The sequence below is a fragment of the Streptomyces sp. NPDC046122 genome, assembly GCF_056429965.1.
Window position 1 is genome coordinate 587,826 of record NZ_JBWKLQ010000002.1, and the last position, 18,939, is coordinate 606,764.

General features: G+C 73.4%; 17 protein-coding genes and 1 pseudogene. 8 read left to right on the plus strand and 10 right to left on the minus strand.

Annotated elements, in window-relative coordinates; translation table 11 throughout:
- Position 1 precedes the first annotated feature (1 nt).
- The 5 genes from AC07FK_RS07515 (at position 2) to AC07FK_RS07535 (ending at position 4,511) form a co-directional block, all read left to right on the plus strand.
- The gene (locus AC07FK_RS07515) at positions 2-433 is read left to right on the plus strand and encodes a hypothetical protein (RefSeq protein ID WP_479103408.1); all 432 of its coding nucleotides are present in this window, start codon (positions 2-4) and stop codon (positions 431-433) included.
- Between the two features lie 302 nt (positions 434-735).
- Positions 736-1,380 (plus strand): class I SAM-dependent methyltransferase, encoded by a 645-nt coding sequence (locus tag AC07FK_RS07520; protein WP_479103410.1) that lies wholly within the window; start codon positions 736-738, stop codon positions 1,378-1,380.
- 22 nt (positions 1,381-1,402) lie between these two features.
- Complete coding sequence (locus AC07FK_RS07525) at positions 1,403-2,392, plus strand: N-acetylmuramoyl-L-alanine amidase (protein WP_479103412.1); 990 nt, start codon at positions 1,403-1,405, stop codon at positions 2,390-2,392.
- Positions 2,393-2,512: 120 nt separating this feature from the next.
- Positions 2,513-3,379, plus strand: a complete 867-nt coding sequence (locus tag AC07FK_RS07530) for a DUF5336 domain-containing protein (RefSeq protein ID WP_479103414.1) — start codon at positions 2,513-2,515, stop codon at positions 3,377-3,379.
- A gap of 121 nt (positions 3,380-3,500) precedes the next feature.
- Entirely contained in the window at positions 3,501-4,511 is a 1,011-nt protein-coding gene (locus tag AC07FK_RS07535) for an LLM class F420-dependent oxidoreductase (RefSeq protein ID WP_479103416.1), read from the plus strand.
- Between the two features lie 15 nt (positions 4,512-4,526).
- On the opposite strand, the gene AC07FK_RS07540 is transcribed toward AC07FK_RS07535, so the two are convergent.
- The gene (locus AC07FK_RS07540; protein ID WP_479103418.1) at positions 4,527-5,309 is read right to left on the minus strand and encodes a maleylpyruvate isomerase family mycothiol-dependent enzyme; all 783 of its coding nucleotides are present in this window, start codon (positions 5,307-5,309) and stop codon (positions 4,527-4,529) included.
- 72 nt (positions 5,310-5,381) lie between these two features.
- Here AC07FK_RS07540 and AC07FK_RS07545 point away from each other — a divergent pair, with 72 nt between their 5' ends.
- Positions 5,382-5,675, plus strand: a complete 294-nt coding sequence (locus tag AC07FK_RS07545; RefSeq protein ID WP_479103420.1) for a hypothetical protein — start codon at positions 5,382-5,384, stop codon at positions 5,673-5,675.
- A 42-nt stretch (positions 5,676-5,717) separates the two neighbouring features.
- Here the strand turns inward: AC07FK_RS07545 and AC07FK_RS07550 are convergent, their stop codons facing one another.
- From AC07FK_RS07550 to AC07FK_RS07560, 3 genes are all read right to left on the minus strand, one after another.
- Positions 5,718-6,800: a prenyltransferase/squalene oxidase repeat-containing protein gene (locus AC07FK_RS07550; RefSeq protein WP_479103422.1), complete on the minus strand. Its 1,083-nt coding sequence runs from the start codon at positions 6,798-6,800 to the stop codon at positions 5,718-5,720.
- Positions 6,797-7,543, minus strand: a complete 747-nt coding sequence (locus AC07FK_RS07555; protein WP_479103424.1) for a class I SAM-dependent methyltransferase — start codon at positions 7,541-7,543, stop codon at positions 6,797-6,799. Before AC07FK_RS07555 ends, AC07FK_RS07550 begins: the two co-directional genes overlap by 4 nt.
- A gap of 114 nt (positions 7,544-7,657) precedes the next feature.
- On the minus strand, positions 7,658-8,974 hold the full coding sequence (locus tag AC07FK_RS07560; RefSeq protein WP_479103426.1) for a glycosyltransferase family 4 protein: 1,317 nt from the start codon (positions 8,972-8,974) through the stop codon (positions 7,658-7,660).
- Between the two features lie 230 nt (positions 8,975-9,204).
- On the opposite strand from AC07FK_RS07560, the gene AC07FK_RS07565 reads away from it, so the two are divergent.
- On the plus strand, positions 9,205-9,819 hold the full coding sequence (locus tag AC07FK_RS07565) for a TetR family transcriptional regulator (RefSeq protein ID WP_479103428.1): 615 nt from the start codon (positions 9,205-9,207) through the stop codon (positions 9,817-9,819).
- A gap of 228 nt (positions 9,820-10,047) precedes the next feature.
- Positions 10,048-10,536: pseudogene (locus AC07FK_RS07570) on the plus strand (LuxR C-terminal-related transcriptional regulator); the annotation flags it as partial.
- On the opposite strand, the gene AC07FK_RS07575 reads toward AC07FK_RS07570, so the two are convergent.
- From AC07FK_RS07575 to AC07FK_RS07600, 6 genes are all read right to left on the minus strand, one after another.
- Positions 10,462-12,324, minus strand: coding sequence for an ATP-binding cassette domain-containing protein (locus AC07FK_RS07575; RefSeq protein WP_479103430.1), 1,863 nt, complete (start codon positions 12,322-12,324; stop codon positions 10,462-10,464). The pseudogene AC07FK_RS07570 and the gene AC07FK_RS07575 sit on opposite strands and share 75 nt — an antisense overlap.
- Entirely contained in the window at positions 12,314-14,035 is a 1,722-nt protein-coding gene (locus tag AC07FK_RS07580) for an ABC transporter ATP-binding protein (protein WP_479103432.1), read from the minus strand. Before AC07FK_RS07580 ends, AC07FK_RS07575 begins: the two co-directional genes overlap by 11 nt.
- Before the next feature lie 164 nt (positions 14,036-14,199).
- Positions 14,200-14,319 (minus strand): SapB/AmfS family lanthipeptide, encoded by a 120-nt coding sequence (locus AC07FK_RS07585; RefSeq protein ID WP_107357889.1) that lies wholly within the window; start codon positions 14,317-14,319, stop codon positions 14,200-14,202.
- 81 nt (positions 14,320-14,400) lie between these two features.
- Positions 14,401-16,980 (minus strand): class III lanthionine synthetase LanKC, encoded by a 2,580-nt coding sequence (lanKC, locus tag AC07FK_RS07590; protein WP_479103434.1) that lies wholly within the window; start codon positions 16,978-16,980, stop codon positions 14,401-14,403.
- 161 nt (positions 16,981-17,141) lie between these two features.
- Positions 17,142-17,321, minus strand: a complete 180-nt coding sequence (locus AC07FK_RS07595; protein WP_479103932.1) for a ferredoxin — start codon at positions 17,319-17,321, stop codon at positions 17,142-17,144.
- Positions 17,322-17,374: 53 nt separating this feature from the next.
- Complete coding sequence (locus tag AC07FK_RS07600) at positions 17,375-18,841, minus strand: aldehyde dehydrogenase (RefSeq protein ID WP_479103436.1); 1,467 nt, start codon at positions 18,839-18,841, stop codon at positions 17,375-17,377.
- Between the last annotated feature and the right edge of the window lie 98 nt (positions 18,842-18,939).

The window sequence follows — 18,939 nt, forward strand, 5'->3', positions numbered from 1 at the left end:
CATGTCTACGCACCGAGGCAGGTTCCTGCTCGCCACAGCTGCGGTCGTCACCGCACTCGGGCTTGCACCCGCCACCGCGCAAGCCGCTCCCGCGCCGGCCGGCACCGCCGCCGCGGCCGCGGACGGCCTCCTGTACGCCTGGGAGCACTCGTGGAAGGGCGGCCGTCAGGCCACCTGGTCCAACAGCAGCTCCGACTGGGCGGACCGGAACATGCGCAACCAGGCGTCGTCCGTGCACAACAACGGTTACGCGGGCGCCTACGAGGACGTGCGCCTGTACTGGGGCACCGGCAACGTCGGCGCCGCCTACTGCCTGGGCAACGGCAGCTACCTGATGGACATGCGCTACGACTACTTCCCGCACAACGGCAACGGAGGCGGCGAGGCCATGAACGACAACGTCGCCTCGCACCGCTGGGGCGCCTACTGCTGACGCACCGAAGCCGGCGCGGCCGCGGGTGCGCGGCCGCGCCGGTGTGCGCACCGACCACGCATCACGCATCACCCGTCACGTTTCACCACACCGATCACCAGGCACCAGGCACCAGACACAGACCACCGACCGCCGACCGCCGACCGCCGACCGCCGACGATCGTGCCCCTTTCCGCGCTTGGGCGCCGTTGGAGCCGCCCGGCAGGCCGGGCGGGCTGGCGGTGGAGGCCGCGGACAGGAGCCCCCGGCCGGCCCCTAGGATGTGACCGCCCAGTAACCGCATCCGCCCGTCCGGAGGACCCATGGCCGCCGCGCCCAAGCCCGAGACCCTCGCCGCTTTCGAGGCAGCCAAGGGCTTCATGCCGGTGCGCGAGGGGCTGGCGCTGTACGCCGCCGCCGCCGAGGCCGGGGCGCTCGGGCTGCCGCTGGTGGAGGTCGGCACGTACTGCGGGCGCTCCACGATCCTGCTGGCCGACGCCGCCCGGGAGGCCGGCACGGTCGCGGTGACCGTCGACCACCACCGGGGCAGCGAGGAGCAGCAGCCCGGCTGGGAGTACCACGACCCGACGGTCGTGGACCCCGAGGTCGGTCTGATGGACACCCTCCCCACCTTCCGCCGCACGCTGCACGCGGCGGGCCTCGAAGAGCACGTGATCGCGGTCGTCGGGCGATCGCCGCAGGTCGCGGCGGTATGGGGCGGCGAGGTGGGGCTCGTCTTCATCGACGGCGGCCACACCGACGAGCACGCAGGCGGCGACTACGAGGGCTGGGCGCCGCACGTGGCCACCGGCGGGCTGCTCGTGATCCACGACGTCTTCCCCGACCCGGCCGACGGCGGCCAGGCCCCGTACCGGGTGTACCGGCGCGCGCTCGCGTCCGGCGCCTTCGCCGAGATCTCGGTGACCGACTCGCTGCGCGTCCTGCGCCGTGTTTCACCGGGGATCTGACCGGCGCGGTTAGCATCGCCGGGTGTCGTACGACAGCGAGCCCCCCACTCCCCCCGCCACTCCTCCGCCCCCGTCCCGCCGCCCCGGCCGCCGGAACGCCGCCGTCGCGGTCGCCGCGCTCGTGCCCACCGCCCTCGCGGGCTGGCTGGTGTGGCAGGCGATGAGCGGTCCGGGCGGCGGCGATCCGCCGAAGGTGGTGCCGCAGCCGGGCCAGAGCCGCACCGGGTCCGCGTCGCCGCCCGCCGACGCCAAGCCGTCGGCGCCCACGACGCCGCCCGCGCCGACCGGCTTGCCCTCCCCTTCCGGAACGGGCAAGGACGAGAAGCCGGACGCGACCGGGCCCCTCGCCGGCAAGACCGTGGTGGTCGACCCCGGCCACAACCCGGGCAATTTTCGCCACACACGCGAAATCAACAGACTGGTGGATGTCGGGACACACCGCAAGGAATGCGACACCACCGGCACGACTACCAACGACGGCTACACCGAGGCGTCCTTCACCCTCGACGTCTCGCGCCGGCTGCGCGCGCTCCTGGAGAAGGAGGGCGCGACGGTCAAGCTCGTGCAGAACGAGGACCGGCCGTACGGGCCGTGCGTGGACGAGCGGGCCCGTATCGGCAACGAGGCGAAGGCCGACGCCGTCGTCTCGGTCCACGCCGACGGCTCGGCCGTGGGCAACCGCGGCTTCCACGTGATTCTGCCCGCGCTGGTGAAGGGCGGAGCCTCGGACACCTCGAAGATCGTCGGCCCCTCGCGCGAACTCGGGACGCGCATCGCGGGCAGGTTCGTCCAGGCGACCGGCAGCGCGCCCTCCAACTACGTGGGCGACGGCACGGGGTTGGACGTCCGCAAGGACCTCGGCGGGCTCAATCTGTCGACTGTGCCCAAGGTGTTCATCGAATGCGGCAATATGCGCGATCCGAAGGACGCCGCGCTGCTGACCGATGAAAGCTGGCGCCAGAAGGCGGCGCAGGGCATCGCCGACGGCATCGGAAGCTACTTGGGCGGGTAGGTCTGACACCCGGCGGCCGACTCTGCCGGAGGGACGATACATTCATCCGTACGATGGGGAGCTGCCCCCGAGCTTCACACTGTGCCGCCCCGACGAGTCGACCCACTAAGGACCTTCAAAGTGAACATCCGCTCCCTCACTCGAGGCGACGGCGTGGTGATCGGAGCAGCGGTGGTGCTGTTCATCGCCTCGTTCCTCGATTTCAAGTCGTTCGACAAGCCGGCCTGCTCGGGGCAGTTCTGCCCTCCGGCCCTCGACGCCGGCAACGCCTGGGACAGCCTGGGCGTCCTGATGAGCATCTACCTCGCCGGTGTGATCGCGGCGGCGCTCATCGTGGTGTCCCGCTCGCTGCCGCAGCAGCGCAAGATCGCCGGCATCGACCTCGGCCAGTTCGGTGTCGCCTTCGCCGTGTTCGCGGCCTGGACCGCCTTCTGGACGATCATCGACGGCAGCGACTCCGGCCCCGGCCAGATCCTCGGCCTGCTCGCGGTCCTGATCCTCGCCGCCGGCGCCGTCGCCGCGCCGCTCGTTCCGGCGCTCAAGGCCCCGCTCATGCCGGCCCCGAAGCCGCAGGTCGCGCAGCCGTACGGCGGGCAGCCCGGTCAGCCGGGCCCCGGCGGCTACGGCTACCCCGGCGCGCAGCAGCCGTCGTACGGCGGGCAGCCCGGCCAGCCCGGTCAGCCGCAGCCGTACGGCGCGCAGCCGCAGCAGGGTCAGCAGCCGCAGGCCCAGCAGCAGGCTCCGGCGGCGCAGGCGCAGCAGGGCGGTGCGCCCGCCGCTGCCGCCGGTGACTTCGCCCCGTTCTGGTTCGCGGTTCCGGTCGCCCGGCCGCTGTACGCGGAGGACGGTTCGCCGACGCCGATCGCCGAACTCGCGCCCGGCACCTGGTACCTGGCGGTGGAGCAGCGCGGCCCCGGCCTGGTCGCCCAGACGCAGGACGGCCGCCGCGGCGTCCTCCAGGACACCACCGGCATCCAGCGCGGCTGACCCCTCGCGGCGCCGCAGGACGGCCCCTCACCCTTCCGGGCGGGGGGCCGTTGCCGTACAGTCGCCCGGTCAGCGATCTGACGTACCGTCAGGTCGGGTCGTCGCCCGGAGGGACTCAGGGATGCGCCTCGGACTCGCTCTCGGCTACTGGGGCCGCGGCCCGGACCCCGGCCATCTCGCCCTGGCCCGTGAGGCGGAGCGCCTCGGTTACGCCTCCGTGTGGACCGCCGAGGCGTGGGGTTCCGACGCGTTCACCCCGCTCACCTGGATCGCGGCGCACACCTCCCGCATCCGGCTCGGCACCGCCGTGGCGCAGATGGCCGCCCGCACGCCCACCGCCACGGCCATGCACGCCCTGACCCTGGACCACCTCTCCGGGGGCCGGATGATGCTCGGGCTCGGCCTCTCCGGCCCGCAGGTCGTCGAGGGCTGGTACGGGCGGCCCTTCCCCGCGAGCCCGCTCACCGCGACGCGGGAGTACGTCGACACGATCCGCCAGGTGTTCGCCCGCGAGGCGCCGGTGGAGGTGGACGGGAGGTTCCACCCGCTCCCGTACCGGGGCCCGGACGCGGTCGGCGTCGGCAAGGCCCTCAAGCCCATCACGCATCCGCTCCGGCCCTCGCTGCCGCTCCTCCTCGGCGCGGAGGGCCCGCGGAACATAGCCCAGACGACCCGCATCGCCGACGGCTGGCTGCCGCTCTACTGGTCGCCGACGCGCACCGACGTGTACGCGGCGTCGCTCACCGGCCTCCCCGAGGGCTTCGTGATCGCGCCGATGGCGCGGGCGAAGGTCTGCGACGACGTCGCCCAGGGCCTGCTGCCGGTCAAGGCCATGCTGGGCTTCTACATCGGCGGCATGGGCCACGCGGCCCGCAACTTCCACGCGGACCTGATGGCCCGCATGGGCTTCGCGGAGGAGGCCCATCGCGTCCAGGAGCTGTTCCTGGCGGGGCGGAAGGAGGAGGCGGTGCTCGCGGTCCCCGACGCGTTCGCCGACGAGATCTCGCTCGTGGGCCCGCGCGAGCGCATCGCGGAACGCCTGGAGCTGTGGCGCGCGGGCCCGGTGACCGACCTGCTGGTGACGGCCCCGGACCCGTACACCCTGCGCGTACTGGCGGAACTCAACGGCTGACGCGGGCGGCGGCTCTCAGCCGAACGTCGCCCGCTCCAGCCAGAAGTCCAGCAGTTCCGCGTCGCCCAGCACCTGGACCCGGTCACTGTCGGCGGGCAGGCGGCGGTAGAAGACCCGGAGTACGTCGGCGAGGGGGCCGCGCAGGGCGACCGTCGCCTTCTCATGGGCGCGGCGCCAGGTGAAGCCGTCCTCGCCGAACTCGATCAGCCACTCCGCGCCGGGAACGTCCGTCGCGTGGAGGTGCAGGGAGCGCCCTGCGCCGCGCAGCTCGTTCGCCTGCTCGTCGGCGCCGGTGGACTGGGACCAGGCGACGATCTCCAGCCACTCGTCGAGGGTGTCGGCCGCCACCTCGGGGTCGGCCTCGAAGGCGATCGACGCGGTGAGCGCCGCGTCCGCGCGGTGGACCACCGTCTCGTGGGTCATGCGCCGCGCCCAGAACGCCGCCCGGTGGTCCCCGTTCCAGGACCACGCCCCGGCCTCCGGCCCGGCGGCACGCAGCGTGTCGGCGGCCTTGCGCGCTCCCTCCTCCAACCACGTGTCCAGCGCGGCCGGTTCGGCGTCGCCGGGTCCGGTGATGCCGGGCACCTGGTCCTCGGGCAGGGCCTCGGACGCCTTCGTGCGTACGATCGCCTCGGCCCAGCGGTGGGCGGCGCCGACGTGCCGGGCGAGCCGGCCGAGGGTCCACTCGGGGCAGGACGGCACCTTCGCGCCCAGGTCGGCATCGATCAGCACGGCCCTCAACAGGTCGGTCTGGTGGACGATTTCGTCGCAGTAACGTGCGTGGCCCAGGTCGGTCATAGGGGCACTGTAGTGAACCGGGGCGCGGCGACACCCCCGTTTTATCGGCCGGAAAACGGCAACACGTTCGACATGTCCCCACGTCATCGCAGTGGAAGCAACCAGGCGGCGACCGTCCTCATCGTCGTCGCCGACGTCATGGCCTTCATCCTCGGCCTGTGGATCCTGATGTACCTGCTGGACGCCAACCGCGCGAACGACCTGGTGAACTTCGTCCAGGACGCCGCCCGCTGGCTGGCCGGCTGGTCCCACGACCTGTTCACCTTCGACGAGGCCTGGGCACGCGTCGTGGCCGGGTACGGGCTCGCGGCGATCGTCTACCTCTTCGTCGGGCACGCCCTGGCGAACGTCGTCCGCCGCCACTGACACCGGCGCCCGGGCTCGCCGTTTCCGGGCCCGGGCAAAGGGCTAGCAGCAGTCCGGGTCCAGGCCCAGCGGCAGACGTTCGCCGCCGAAGACCGCGGTGGTCGCCTCGTCGCCCCCGAGAGCGGCCACCGCCAGCAGCAGGGAGCCCGCCGTCCAGGTGGTGAGCTCCTCGGGCCATATCGCCCGGTCGCCCTCGAACACGTACCCCGTCCAGTACATGCCGTCCGGCCCCCGCAGGTGCTGGATCGACTGGAGGATCTCCAGCGCCCGGTCCGACTCCCCCATCACCCACAGGGCGAGCGCGAGTTCGCAGCTCTCGCCGCCGGTCACCCAGGGGTTCGGGACGATGCAGCGCACGCCGAGGCCCGGCACGACGAAGCGGTCCCAGTCCGCCTCGACGCGGGCCTTGGCCTCGGGGCCCGTGACCGCGCCGGCGAGGATCGGGTAGTACCAGTCCATCGAGTAGCGGTTCTTGTCGAGGAACCGCTCCGGGTGCCGCTGGATGGCGTGCCGCAGCGCGCCGACCGCCAGTTCCCAGTCGGGCTGCGGCTCCTCGCGCTGCTCGGCGATGGCCAGCGCGCAGCGCAGCGCCTGGTGGATGGAGGAACTGCCGGTCAGCAGGGCATCATTGACGGGGGTGCCGTCCTCCTCCCGCTTCCAGCCGATCTGGCCGCCGGGCTGCTGGAGCCCGAGGACGAACTCGACCGCCGCGTAGACGGCCGGCCACATGCGGTCGACGAACGCGTCGTCGCCGGTGGCGAGGTAGTGGTGCCAGACGCCGACGGCGATGTACGCGCAGAAGTTCGTCTCGCGCCCCCGGTCGGTGACCCGCTCCGGGTCCCCGTCGTCGTACGCCGCGTACCAGGAACCGTCCGCGTTCTGGTGCCGGGCCAGCCACGCGTAGGCGCGCTCGGCGGCGTCGTGCTCGCCGGCCGCGTCGAGCGCCATGGCGGCCTCGGTGTGGTCCCACGGGTCGAGGTGGTGGCCGCGGAACCACGGGATGGCGCCGTCCTCGCGCTGCGCGGCGAGGATGCCCGCCACGGTCTCGGCGGCCTCCTCGGCGGTGAGGACGCCGGGCAGGACGAGGTGTTCCGTACGCTCCGGGCCGCGCCAGAGCCCGGTCACTTGGCGTCCGCCGCGACCGACGCGGCCGGCAGGTGCGGCTTGGTCGCGTACGCCACGAAGCTCTTGCCCACGAGCGGGTTGAGCGCCTGCTCCGCGATGCGGGTGGCCAGGGGCTTCTTCATGATGTCCCAGACCAGCAGCTTGTGGTAGGCGCGGACCGGCAGCGCTTTGTCGTTGTCGACTCCGAAGGCGCACTTGAGCCACCAGTACGGCGAGTGCAGCGCGTGGGCGTGGTGCGTGCCGTACGGCCGCAGGCCCGCCTCGCGCATCTTGCCGAGCAGTTCGTCGGCCTTGTAGATGCGGATGTGACCGCCCTCGACCTCGTGGTACGCGTCGCTCAGCGCCCAGCAGATCTTCTCCGGCCCGTAGCGCGGCACGGTGACGGCGATGCGGCCGCCCGGCTTCAGGACGCGGACCATCTCGGCCAGCACGCCCTTGTCGTCGGGGATGTGCTCCATGACCTCGGAGATGATCACGACGTCGAACGAGGCGTCGGGGAAGGGGAGGTTGAGCGCGTCGCCCTCCATGGCGGTGGCGGTGGCGCCCGCCGGGGCCTCACCGGCCTCCTTCATGGCGGCGAACCACTTGGCGACCTCGCGGATCTCCTCGCCGTTCTGGTCGAGGGCCACCACCTGGGCGCCGCGCCGGTAGCACTCGAAGGCGTGCCGGCCCGCGCCGCAGCCCAGGTCGAGCACGCGATCGCCCGGGGCGAGCGGGAAGCGGGAGAAGTCCACGGTCAGCACGGGGGTCTGCCCTTCCGGATGGAGATGGTCGCGGCGCCGGATCACCGGGCGCGCGTGGCTGGGGTGGCGGGGGTCGGCGGGGTCCGCGTGGGCGGAGTCCGCGTCAGCGGGGTCTCACCGGGCTCCCCCGCGGACCGCGCTGTGGGCGGCGATCCGCTCCCGGTAGAGCTCCGCGGTGCCCTGGGCGGCCTTGGCCCAGGTGAACCGCTCCAGCACCCGGTCGCGGCCCGCCGCGCCGAGGCGCCGGCGCAGCGCGGGGTCGCCGAGGAGCCGGCCGAGTGCGGCGGCCAGCGCGCCCGCGTCGCCGGGTGGCACGGCCAGGCACGTCTCGCCGTCGGTTCCGGCGACCTCGGGGATCGCGCCGCCCGTGGTGGCGACGAGGGGGGTGCCGGTGGCCATCGCCTCGGCGGCGGGCAGCGAGAAGCCCTCGTACAGGGAGGGGACGCAGGAGACCTGGGCGCCGCGCACGAGGTCGACGAGTTCCTGGTCGCTGATGCCCTTGACGAACTCGACGGCGCCCTGGAGGCCGTACCGCTCGATGGCCTGGGCGACCGGGCCGTCCTCGGCGCGCTTGCCGACGACGACGAGGTGGGCGTCGGGCCGCTCGGTGCGGAGCTTGGCGAGCGCCTCGACGAGGTGGACGAGCCCCTTGAGCGGGACGTCGGCGCTGGAGGTGGTGACGATGCGGCCGGGGATCTCGGCGACGGACGGGTCGGGCGACCAGAGGCCGGTGTCCGCGCCGATGTGCACGACGCGGATGCGGTCGCGGCGTACGCCGAGGTGCTCGGCTATCTCCTCCCGCGAGGAGCCGGAGACGGTGAGCACCGAGGGCAGGCGGCGGGCGACGCGCTTCTGCATGCGGGTGAAGCCGTACCAGCGGCGTACGGAGGCCCGCTTGCGGCGGCTTCCGGCAGCGTCGAGGTCGAGCTGCCGGTCGACGGTGATGGGGTGGTGGACGGTGGTGACCAGGGGCGCGCCGAGGTCGCCGAGCAGTCCGTAGCCGAGCGTCTGGTTGTCGTGGACGACGTCGAAGTCGCCCCGGCGGGCGGCCAGGTGGCGCTTGGCGCGGAGCGAGAACGTGAGGGGCTCGGGGAAGCCGCCGGTCCACATCGTCGCGACTTCGAGGGCGTCGATCCAGTCGCGGTACTCGTCGCGCTTCGGCGTGCGGAAGGGGTCCGGGCTGCGGTACAGGTCGAGGCTGGCCAGCTCGGTGAGCGGTACGCCCTCGTCGAGTACGGGGTAGGGCTGGGCGCCGAGGACCTCGACGCTGTGGCCGAGGCGCGCGAGCTCACGGGAGAGGTGGCGCACGTAGACGCCCTGGCCCCCGCAGAAGGGGTTTCCCTTGTACGTCAGGAGCGCGATGCGCAGCGGTCGGTCGCCCTGGACAGGACCCCCCGCGTGGGGGCCCGCCTCTATGGCCTCAGCGGTCACTCCCGGCCCCCTTCTCACTACTCTTTGGCCGGAGCGTAGCCGCTGGCGCTAACCTAGAACAAGTTTCAGTATCGAACGTCCGACGAGCTTTGAATCTACCGGCAGGTACGGCCGCCGCGAGCGCCGGATCAGGTGATTCGCGCCACGACCGGCGTCCTGCCATGCTGTGCCACCCGGGGGTCCCGGCCCCCCATGCCCGGCGTACGGACAAATGCCATGGAATGGGACGCATGACAGCGGAAGTCAAGCCCTCGTCGCCGCCACTGACGGAACGCCAGGAGGCGCGCCGCCGCCGCATCCTGCACGCCAGCGCCCAGCTGGCGAGCCGGGGCGGCTTCGACGCGGTGCAGATGCGCGAGGTCGCCGAGGCCGCGGGCGTCGCGCTGGGCACGCTGTACCGCTACTTCCCGTCCAAGGTCCACCTGCTGGTCGCCACCATGCAGGACCAGCTCCAGCACATGCACACGACGCTGCGCAAGCGTCCGCCGGGCGGCGAGACGGCGGCCGAGCGGGTCGCCGAGACCCTGATGCGCGCCTTCCGGGCGCTGCAGCGCGAGCCGCAGCTCGCGGACGCGATGGTGCGGGCGCTGACCTTCGCCGACCGCAGCGTCAGCCCCGAGGTCGACACGGTGTCGCGCCAGACCACGGCGATCATCCTGGACGCGATGAACCTGTCCGGGCCGCCCAGCCCGGAGCAGCTCTCGGCGGTCCGGGTCATCGAGCACACCTGGCACTCGGCACTGATCACCTGGCTGTCGGGACGGGCCTCCATCGCCCAGGTGAAGATAGATATCGAGACGGTGTGCCGGCTGATCGACCTGACCAGACCCGAGCGATCACACTGAGGAGCAGGCTCATCACCGCTGGTAGCAGGCGCATGGGAGGCGCGGGTGCGCCCGCCGCGCCCCTCCCGTGCTCCCCCTTGGCCTGATTCCGCACCCGTGACATCGGCAGTCCCGGGTACTAATGAGCGACGTGCCATGTCCATGCAGCGTTGCGCAGCGGTGTAACCCCAGGGGGAGCAGGCAGTGAGCGGCGTGATCCGTGTTCTTCTCGTGCACGACATCTGTCTTATGCGGTCCGGGCTGGCCGCACTGCTCGAAAAGGAGCCCGACATCGAGATATCCGCCAGCGCGTCGGCGGGAGCGCTGGGCCGCGCCCGGTCGTTACCGCCGCAGGTGTGCGTGGCCGACACGGAGGGGGCCGGGTCACCGGCGCTGGCCGCCGCGGCGGAGGTGGCGGGCCCGCGCGGCGCCTACCCGGACTGCGCGCTGCTCGTCCTGGCCCCGTCCGGCAAGCCCGGCCTCCTGCGCCGGGCGCACGAGGCCGACGCCCACGGGTACGTCAGCAAGAACGCCCCCGCCGAGCGGCTGCTGGAGGGGATACGGCGGGTCGCCGCGGGCGGGCGCTTCGTCGACGACCTGCTCGCCTGCGAGTTCCTGGAGGCCGCGCACAGCCCCCTCACCACACGTGAGCTGAGCGTGCTGTCACTCGCCGCCGAGGGCGCGGACGTCACCGAGATCGCCCACAGCCTGCACCTGACCAACGGGACGGTGCGCAACTACATGGCCGCGATCACCCGCAAGACCGGGGCCCGCAACCGCGTGGACGCCATCCGCATCTCCCAGGGAGCCGGCTGGCTCTGACCAGCCGCCGGCCAGATCGCGGTAGAGCGCGGAGCGCCCGAGCAGCTCGTCGTGGGTCCCGCAGACGGCCCGCGTACCGTCCATCACCAGGATCCGGTCGGCGCGCCGGGCGGAGCTCATCCGGTGGGCGACGACGATCAGGGTGGTGCCGGGGCGCTCGGCGAACGCGCGCTCGGCGCGGGCCTCGGCGGCGGGATCGAGATGGCAGGTCGCTTCGTCGAGCAGGACGACCGGCACGGGGGCCAGGTGCGACCGGGCGAGCGCGATCAGCTGCCGCTCGCCCGCCGACAGCCGCCCCGGCACCACGTCGGCGTCGAGCCCGCCGAGCCGCCGGAGCAGTTCGTACGCCCCGACGGCCCGGGCGGACGCGAGCACTGCGGAGTCGGGCGGCGGGTCGGGGCACAGGTAGGTGAGGTTGTCCCGCAGGGGGCCCGAGAAGACGTACGCCTCCTGGGGCACCAGGGTCCGCCGGTGCGCGGCGTCGCGCGCCGGTTCGCCGCAGAGCAGGACCTCGCCGGCCTGCGGCGCGCGGAGCCCGGCGGCCAGGGCGGTCAGGGTGGACTTTCCGATGCCGCTGGGCCCGACCACGGTGAGCCGGCCACCGGCCGGTACGGCGAGATCGAGCCCCCGGAACACCGGCTCGGCGTGCGGCCCGTAGGCGAAGGTGACCCCCCGCAGCTCCACCGCCGGCGGCTCCTGCGCACGGGCCGCCCTCGTCGTGACCGGGGTCCGGGGCGCCGGGGCGTACGCCTGCTCGCTACCCCCTTCCGTGAGGCGGCGCAGCACCACCGTCAGGCGGGAGCCCGCCGTGCCGAGCGCCTGCATCAGGCTCTGGAGCGCGGGGAGCAGGGCGTACATGAGGTACGTGAGCGCCCCCACCAGATCGCCGGGCGTCACCCCCCGCCGCAGCAGCCAGGGGGCGGTGACCAGCAGCAGGACCACCGGCAGCCGGCCGGCCACCGCCACCGCCAGCACCCGCAGCACCCCCCAGCGGGCGAGGGTGCGGGCGGCGCGGAACTCGGCGTCGAACCGGGCGTCGGCGTCGGCGGCCGTACGGGACTCCGCGCCGCCGGCGGCGATGTCCCGCAGCCCGGCGGCGGTCGCGTCCAGCACTTCCGCGACCGCCTCGTCGGCGGCGAGGAACGTCTCCTGGCGGCGGGCCATCGGGCGCAGCGTCACCAGGAACAGACCGAGTCCCAGCACCAGCGGCGGCACCACGACGAGCAGCAGGGCGGGCGCGAGCGAGGCGAGCCCGGCCAGTGCCCCGGCCGCCGTGAAGACGAACGAGCGGGAGACCATCACCAGACCGGCGAAGGTGTCCCGGGCGATCTCCACCTGGTGGGTGAGCCGGGACACCGCCCCGTGGTCGGCCCGGGCCAGGGCGCGGTCGACGACCCGGCGCACGAGGCCGTCCCGCAGGGGCTCCACCAGCTCGGACACGGCCCGGAAGACGCGCCCGGTGCCGTACGCCCCGGCCGCCACGGCCGCCGCCGCGACCGCGAGCCAGCCCAGCCCGGTGTGCGTGCTGCCGGCCAGGAAGCCGTGGTCGAGGGCGCGGGCGAGCGCGTAGCCGAAGAGGAACGTCTGCACGGCCTCGAGCAGCGACCAGGCCGTCAGCCGGGCCAGCACGGGCCGCCGCCGGTTCAGGAAGCGCAGGCCCAGGGTGCGCAGGCGGGGTGGGCGGGGGCGCGGGTCAGTCGTCATGGGGCGGCCGGTCCGTTCCTTCCTCGGCGTGCGCTTGCGCTTCCGTGAACACCGCGCGGTAGTCGCCGCGTTCGCGCCAGAGCCGCGCGTGCGGCCCGACGGCGCGGATCCGGCCTTCGTGGAGCCAGGCGACCTGATCGGCGCGGGCCGCCGTCGAGGCCCGGTGCGCGATGATCAGCCGGGTGCGGACGCCGGCCTCCCGGGTCAGGGCCTCGCCCACCCGCAGTTCGGTGACCGTGTCGAGGCTGGAGGTCGCGTCGTCGAGGATCAGCAGCCGCCCGGGATGCGCGAACGCCCGCGCCAGCCCCAGGCGCTGCACCTCGCCGCCGGAGAGCGGGGCCTCGGCGCACGGGGTGTCGTAGCCGTCGGGAAGGCGGCGTACGAAGTCGTCCGCGCAGGCGGTACGGGCCGCCTCCCGCACCGTCGCCGCGTCCGGTTCGTCGGCGCCGAAGGCGATCGTGCCGCCGATCGTGGTGCCGAGGAGCGCGGGCCGCTCGAACGCCTGGCCGACGGCGCGGCGCAGCACGTCGCGGGGCAGGTCGCGCAGCGGTACGCCGTCGAGCGTGACCGTCCCCCGGTCGGGGTCGGCGAGGCGGCCCGCGACCGCGGCCACGGTGGACTTGCCGGACCCCGAGCGCCCGACGAGGGCCAGCGAGGTGCCGCCGGGGACGGTGAGGTCGAGGCCGGCGAGGACGGTGCGGTCTCCGCGGTTCACCGTGACGCCGCGCAGCTCCAGCGTCCCGTCGCCGGCCGGCAGGCGCGCGTCGCCGTGGGCGGTGGCCGGCACGGCGAGCAGCCCGGCGAGCCGGCGGGCCGCGCCCCGGCTGCGGACGAGGCCGTTCAGGCGGCCGACCAGAATGCCGATGCCGGTGGCGAGCGCGGCGTACCGCGCGGCCGCGAGCAGCCCGCCGACCGAGAGTTCGCCGGCCGCGAGGCGGGCTCCGGCCACCGCGAGCACGGCGATCTGGAGCAGCGGCACGATCACGGCGGCCTGTGCGGTGGAGCGCCCCTGGACCCGCCACATGCGGTAGCCCTGGGCGCTGAGGCCGGCGAGCGGCTCCAGGATGCGGGCCTGTTCGCGCCGGGCGGTGCCGGCGGCGGCGATCGTACGGGCTCCGCCCACCGCTTCCACGAGGCGGGCGGCGATCTCACCCTGGCTCTCCTGGTAGCGCGCGACGCTGTCGCCCGATTCGCGGACGAAGACCTTGAGCAGCAGGGCGAGCACCGGCACGCCGACGAGGAACGCCCCGGCCGTCCACAGATCGACGACCGCGAGGGCGACGAGCCCGCCGACGGGTGTCACGACGGCGGCGACCGTGCCCGCCAGCGCGGCGGCTGCTCCTCCGGCGTGCGCCGCGTTGCCGACCAGGCGGGAGACGACGTCACCGGGCGGTGTGCGGTCCGTGGTGCGCGGCCCGGCCGCCAGAACGTGGCGCAGCAGGCGTCGGCGGAACCAGGCGGTGGAGCGGGCGTTGGTGGTTCCCGTCAGCACCCCGTCGAGCGCGTCGACGACGACGAGCAGGCAGGTGAGCGCCGCGCAGGCGGCGAGCCAGGGGGTGGCGGGGCGTCCGGAGAGGAGCAGGTCCAGGGTGCGGCCGAGTACGGCGGGAAGCGCGAGGCCGACGACCGCTCCCCCGGTGCTGAGGACCAGGACGGCCGCGCCGGGGACCGCGCTGTGCCGGACGGATTCGAGCAACAGCCGGTCGGCCACTCGGTGTTGATCGGGCTGTGGGTCCACTGCGCGTCACCGCCGGTCTTCCTGGTGCGACAGATGTGCGGCCCCGGGAGCGGTGAGCCACCGGGACCGCATCTCTGTCAGAACGTCGTCCCGAAGATGTCTCGCGACGTCACAGACAGGACGTCACAGGGACAACGTCACAGACACAGCAGGAAGCTGTTGGAGCTGTGCTTGTCGCAGGCCAGCAGGCTCAGGCTGCTCTGGTCGCCGCCGTCGGTCTCGGGGGTGTCCAGGCTCTGGAGGTCGAGGAGTGCCATGGTGGTTCCCTTCGGTTGTCCGTTCCCGTGGGGACGGGGTTTCTTGGTGCGGTACGTCTCCGGGTCGGAGCCGTACCGGTTCTAGGGCCGCCGCAGCGGCGGGAGGAAGGGCAGGTGCGCGCCGGTGCCGCGCGCCGCTGCCCGTGCGAGGAGTACGCCGGCGCCGCCGGTGCCCAGATCCATGGACAGGCGCATCATCTGGTCGCCGGGGAAGGCGAGGTGGCCCTCGTAGGGCAGGGCGTACCAGCCGAGTCCTTCGAGCTGCGCGGCGAGGTGCTCGGGCCGCGCCTCGGGGGCGGTGGTCCTGGACAGGTGGAGGGCCATGCCCGCGCGCCCGTTGAACAGTCCGGGCTGAGCGTAGTAGCGCGAGCGGGCCGCTCGTACGATGCCGGCCCGCGCCGCCTGGAACTCCTCGTCCCCGCGGTGGGAGAGGAAGTCGTCGAGCACCATGCCGATGCCCACGGAACCGGCGCCGAGGTACGGCATGGTCCGCGTCCCCTCGTCGACGAGCAGGGTGCCGGTGCTGTTGCGGACGCAGCGCGCGAGGTCGGCGCGCAGGGCGTCGGCCGCCAGGTCGAGGAGCTGCGGTGCGCCCGTGTCCTCGTACAGGCGCAGGAAGAGCAGGGCGGGGCCGGTGGCTCCGTGCAGCAGGCCGGTGCGCTTGCCGGCGGGGCCGCCGCCGGGGCCGAGCCGGTCGGCGAGGATCTGCGCGGCTTCGAGGGCCCGTTGGCGGAGGACCGTTTCCCCGGTGGTACGCGAGAGTGCGGCGAGCACGAGCCCGACGCCGGACAGCCCTCCGTACAGTCCGGGGACGAGCCGCTGCCACTTCTCGTCCAGCACCCGCTGGACCAGCTCCAGGGCCCGTTCGCGGTGCCCGAGTCCGTCGAGGACGTGGGCGACGCCCGTCAGTCCGTCGTAGAGTCCGAGCGGCGTGCCGAGCGGCGGCGGCGCGGTGTGCCGCAGCAGCCACTCCTCGCCCTGCGCGTACCGTCCGGCGCCGGCCTGGCCGAGCGCGTACAGCACCCCGGCGGCGCCGTGCGCGATGCCGAGCCCGCCGCCGTCGGAGAACTGGGCGATGTCGCCGGGGAAGAGCCGGTCGTCGCGGTCGGGAGTGGCGGAGGCCAGGATGCCCGCGGCGACCGAGTCCCGGCCGCCCGGCCAGTCGGCGGGCTCCACGGGCAGGTAGGGCCGGCCGTCGCCGGCCGGGTCCGTCTCACGGATGACCGCGACCGCCTCGTCGAAGAAGTCGCGCGGCACGTCCGGGAACTGCCGCGCGGCGACCTCCGCGAGATGGCGCGCCTTGTCGCGGTCGACGACCAGCAGGGTGGTCATCGGCAGGAAGAGCGCCAGCCGCAGGCAGGCGAGGGCGTAGCGGTCGACGTCGAACCCGGTGCGCTCGCGGGGCGCGATGAAGCCGGGGTGGGCGATGGCCTGGCGGTGGTTCTCCTCGGCGCCCGCGGCGGCCTCGAAGTCCAGGAGGCGTACGGACTCCTCGTCCGGCCCGACCATGATGTTGAACATGTGCAGGTCGTTGAAGACGACGCCCCGGCTGTGCACGGCGGCGACCGCTTCCTCCACGGCGCGGTGGATGCGCAGCGCCCAGCGGGAGTAGTCCGCGACGGCGTCCGGGTCGGGCTCGGGCTCCAGCAGCGGGTGGCGCTGGGCGAAGAAGGAGTTGAGGGTACGGCCGGGCAGGTGGTCCATGACCAGGAAGCGGTGGTCGCCGAGCACGAACCAGTCGCGGACCTCGGGCGCGACGCCGAGTCCCGACAGCCGTTCCAGGGCGGCCCGTTCGCGCTCCAGGCGGGTGACGGCGTCGGCCCGGTCGGCGGCCAGCCCGGCGTGCGGGCGCGCCTCCTTCAGGACCACCTTCTCGCCGCTGCGCAGGTCCTCGCCGAGGTAGACCCCGCCGCCGTTCGAGAAGTGCAGGGCGCTCTCGATGCGGTACGGCAGGTCACTCGTGGTGGTGGCGTTGCGGGCCGCGAGGTGCGGTGCGAGGAACGCGGGCAGCTCCACCCAGTCCGGGACGTGGAAGGACGGCTCGCGCAGATCCGGGACGAGGGTCCCGTCAGCGTTCTCGATCGCCGGGACGAGCGCGCCCTTGGCGTCGACGCAGTACCGGTGCGCGAAACCGCCGTAGCGGACGTACAGCGGTCCGTCGCCCCAGCGGAGGTCGGTGAGGATGTACGGTCCGGGTTCGCCTTCGAGCAGTTCGCCGAGTTCCCGGAGCACGACGTGCAGTTCGTTCTCGTCGGCGGGGTAGAGCGTCGCGAACTTGCCGCTGGAGCCGCGCCCGGCGTACTTGGAGTTGCGCAGGTGCAGCGGCTGCGGTCCCGGTACGAACTTGAACGGCAGGCCGCGCGGGACGCAGTAGTCCCACACCTTCGCGGCCGTCTTCTCCGCGTTGTCCAGGCAGGCCGACACGTGGATCTTCCAGCCCTGCAGCGGCCGGCCCGGCAGCGGCGCGCCCTGGTCGTCGACCGGGTTGATGTGCATCCAGTCGCCGGAGACGAATCTCCGCCATCCGGCAGGCACTTCGCGCTGGGCCGCCTCGAAGAGCGGCGCCGGCGAGGAAGTACCGGGCCGCCCCGCCGAGACACGGTCCGGGGTCTCGTAGAACTGCCTGTCGGCGAGGCAGAAGACCTCGTACCGGTTGTCCATGCGTCCCCCCTCGGCGGCTGCGGTGACACCGAGATTTCCACGGGCCGTACGGGAGGAACAGTCACACCTGTCACGTCATGGGTGTGCGGTACTCATAGGTAAAGAAGCGTTCGCACTTGTTCGACACTGAACAGCTTCGGGGCGGCGGGGCGGCGGGCGGTTCACTCGTCGGGCGGGAAGACCGCCTCCCCGCTTCCGAGCAGCGTGATCGCGATCGCCTCCACCGGACAGCCCTCCGCCGCGGCCAGCACCTTCTCGTTCGCGTCGAGGTCCGGGTCGGCGGGGTGCGACTGGCGGGCGGAGTCCAGGGCGAAGGATCCCGGCGCGTTGTTCAGGCACATGCCCGAGCCGATGCACACGCCCCGGTCGACCTCGACGTGCCAGCGGTCCCCCGTCACGCGTCCCCCCGACCGTGGCCCGCCGGCAGGTGGATCATCTTGTGCTCCAGGTACTCGCCGAACCCCTCGGGCCCGAACTCCCTGCCGATGCCGGAGTTCTTGTAGCCGCCGAACGGCCCGAGCATGTCGATGCTGAAGGTGTTCACGGAGTACGTGCCGGTCCTGACCTGCCGCGCGATGTCGATGCCGTGCTCGACGTCGGCGGTCCACACGCTGCCGCTGAGCCCGTACTCCGAGTCGTTGGCGATCCGCACGGCGTCGCCTTCGCCGTCGTACGGCAGCAGGCAGACGACCGGGCCGAAGATCTCCTCGCGGGCGATGCGCATCCCGTTGTCGACCCCGCCGAAGAGCGTCGGCTCGACGTACCAGCCGCGTTCCGCGCCCGCCGGGCGTCCGCCGCCCGTCAGGATCTTCGCACCCTCCTCCTGTCCGATCCTGATGTAGTCGAGGGAGCGCCGCTGCTGGCGTTCGGCGACGAGCGGGCCGACCTCGGTGGCCGGGTCGAACGGGTCGCCCACCGTGAGGGCCCCGGCCGCGGCGGCGAACGCCTCGGCGAACTCGTCGTAGCGCGAGCGCGGGGTGAGGATGCGGGTCTGGGCCACGCACGCCTGGCCGTTGAGCATCCAGGCGAAGGGGACGATCCCCGCGACGGCCGCCTCCAGGTCGGCGTCCGGCAGGATCACGGCCGCCGACTTGCCGCCGAGCTCCAGCGTCACCCGGGTGAGGTTGCGCGCGGCGACCTCCATCACACGCTTCCCGGCCGCGACGGAGCCGGTGAACGACACCTTGTCGACGCCCGGATGCCCGACGAGGTACTCACTGACCTCGCGGTCGGCCGGGAGGATCGACAGGACGCCCTCGGGCAGCCCGGCCTCGGTGGCTATCTCGGCCAGGATGTACGCGTCGAGGGGCGTCTCCGGCGACACCTTGAGCACGGCCGTGCAGCCCGCCAGCAGCGCGGGCGCGAGCTTGGCCGCCGCCGTGAACTGCGGGACGTTCCACGGCACGACGGCCGCGACCACCCCGGCCGGCTCCCGGCGCACGAGGAGCGGCCCGAGGACCCCGGTCCGCCGCTCCTCGAACGGGAAGTCGCGCGCGACGGCGATGGTGGCGTCCCAGACCATCATCGCGGCCAGCGCCTGCATCATGACGCTGGCGGTGTACGGCGACCCGTTCTGCGAGGTGATGCTGCGGGCGATCTCCTCGTGCCGTACGGCGATCGCGTCCTTGATCCGGGTGACGACGGCGATCCGCTCCTCGAGCGTCGTCCGGGGCCAGGGCCCCTGGTCGAACGCCTCGCGCGCGGCGGCCACCGCGCGGTCGACGTCGGCCCGCGAGGCGTGCGGCACCCGGCCGACGATCTGCTCGGTGTGCGGCGAGACGACGTCGATGACCTCGCTGCCCAGCGGGTCGGTCAACTGGCCGCCGATGTACAGCTTCCGGTGCTCCACAAGCTCGGTCATGACTGTCTGCCTCCCACGGCTCACACGGCCCGGCGACGCTCGCCCGAGCATTCTGACGATGCATCAGAACTGATACCAGTTCCAGTCCTGGGAGTCCA

What these genes read in the sequence shown, in the direction of transcription:
- AC07FK_RS07535 (WP_479103416.1), top strand. Translation starts at nt 3,501, where the DNA reads ATGCGCCTCGGACTCGCTCTCGGCTACTGGGGCCGCGGCCCGGACCCC.
- lanKC (WP_479103434.1), bottom strand. Translation starts at nt 16,980, where the DNA reads ATGGACAACCGGTACGAGGTCTTCTGCCTCGCCGACAGGCAGTTCTAC.
- AC07FK_RS07600 (WP_479103436.1), bottom strand. Translation starts at nt 18,841, where the DNA reads ATGACCGAGCTTGTGGAGCACCGGAAGCTGTACATCGGCGGCCAGTTG.
- AC07FK_RS07585 (WP_107357889.1), bottom strand. Translation starts at nt 14,319, where the DNA reads ATGGCACTCCTCGACCTCCAGAGCCTGGACACCCCCGAGACCGACGGC.
- AC07FK_RS07545 (WP_479103420.1), top strand. Translation starts at nt 5,382, where the DNA reads ATGTCCCCACGTCATCGCAGTGGAAGCAACCAGGCGGCGACCGTCCTC.
- AC07FK_RS07520 (WP_479103410.1), top strand. Translation starts at nt 736, where the DNA reads ATGGCCGCCGCGCCCAAGCCCGAGACCCTCGCCGCTTTCGAGGCAGCC.
- AC07FK_RS07515 (WP_479103408.1), top strand. Translation starts at nt 2, where the DNA reads ATGTCTACGCACCGAGGCAGGTTCCTGCTCGCCACAGCTGCGGTCGTC.
- AC07FK_RS07595 (WP_479103932.1), bottom strand. Translation starts at nt 17,321, where the DNA reads ATGTGCCTGAACAACGCGCCGGGATCCTTCGCCCTGGACTCCGCCCGC.
- AC07FK_RS07565 (WP_479103428.1), top strand. Translation starts at nt 9,205, where the DNA reads ATGACAGCGGAAGTCAAGCCCTCGTCGCCGCCACTGACGGAACGCCAG.
- AC07FK_RS07540 (WP_479103418.1), bottom strand. Translation starts at nt 5,309, where the DNA reads ATGACCGACCTGGGCCACGCACGTTACTGCGACGAAATCGTCCACCAG.
- AC07FK_RS07575 (WP_479103430.1), bottom strand. Translation starts at nt 12,324, where the DNA reads ATGACGACTGACCCGCGCCCCCGCCCACCCCGCCTGCGCACCCTGGGC.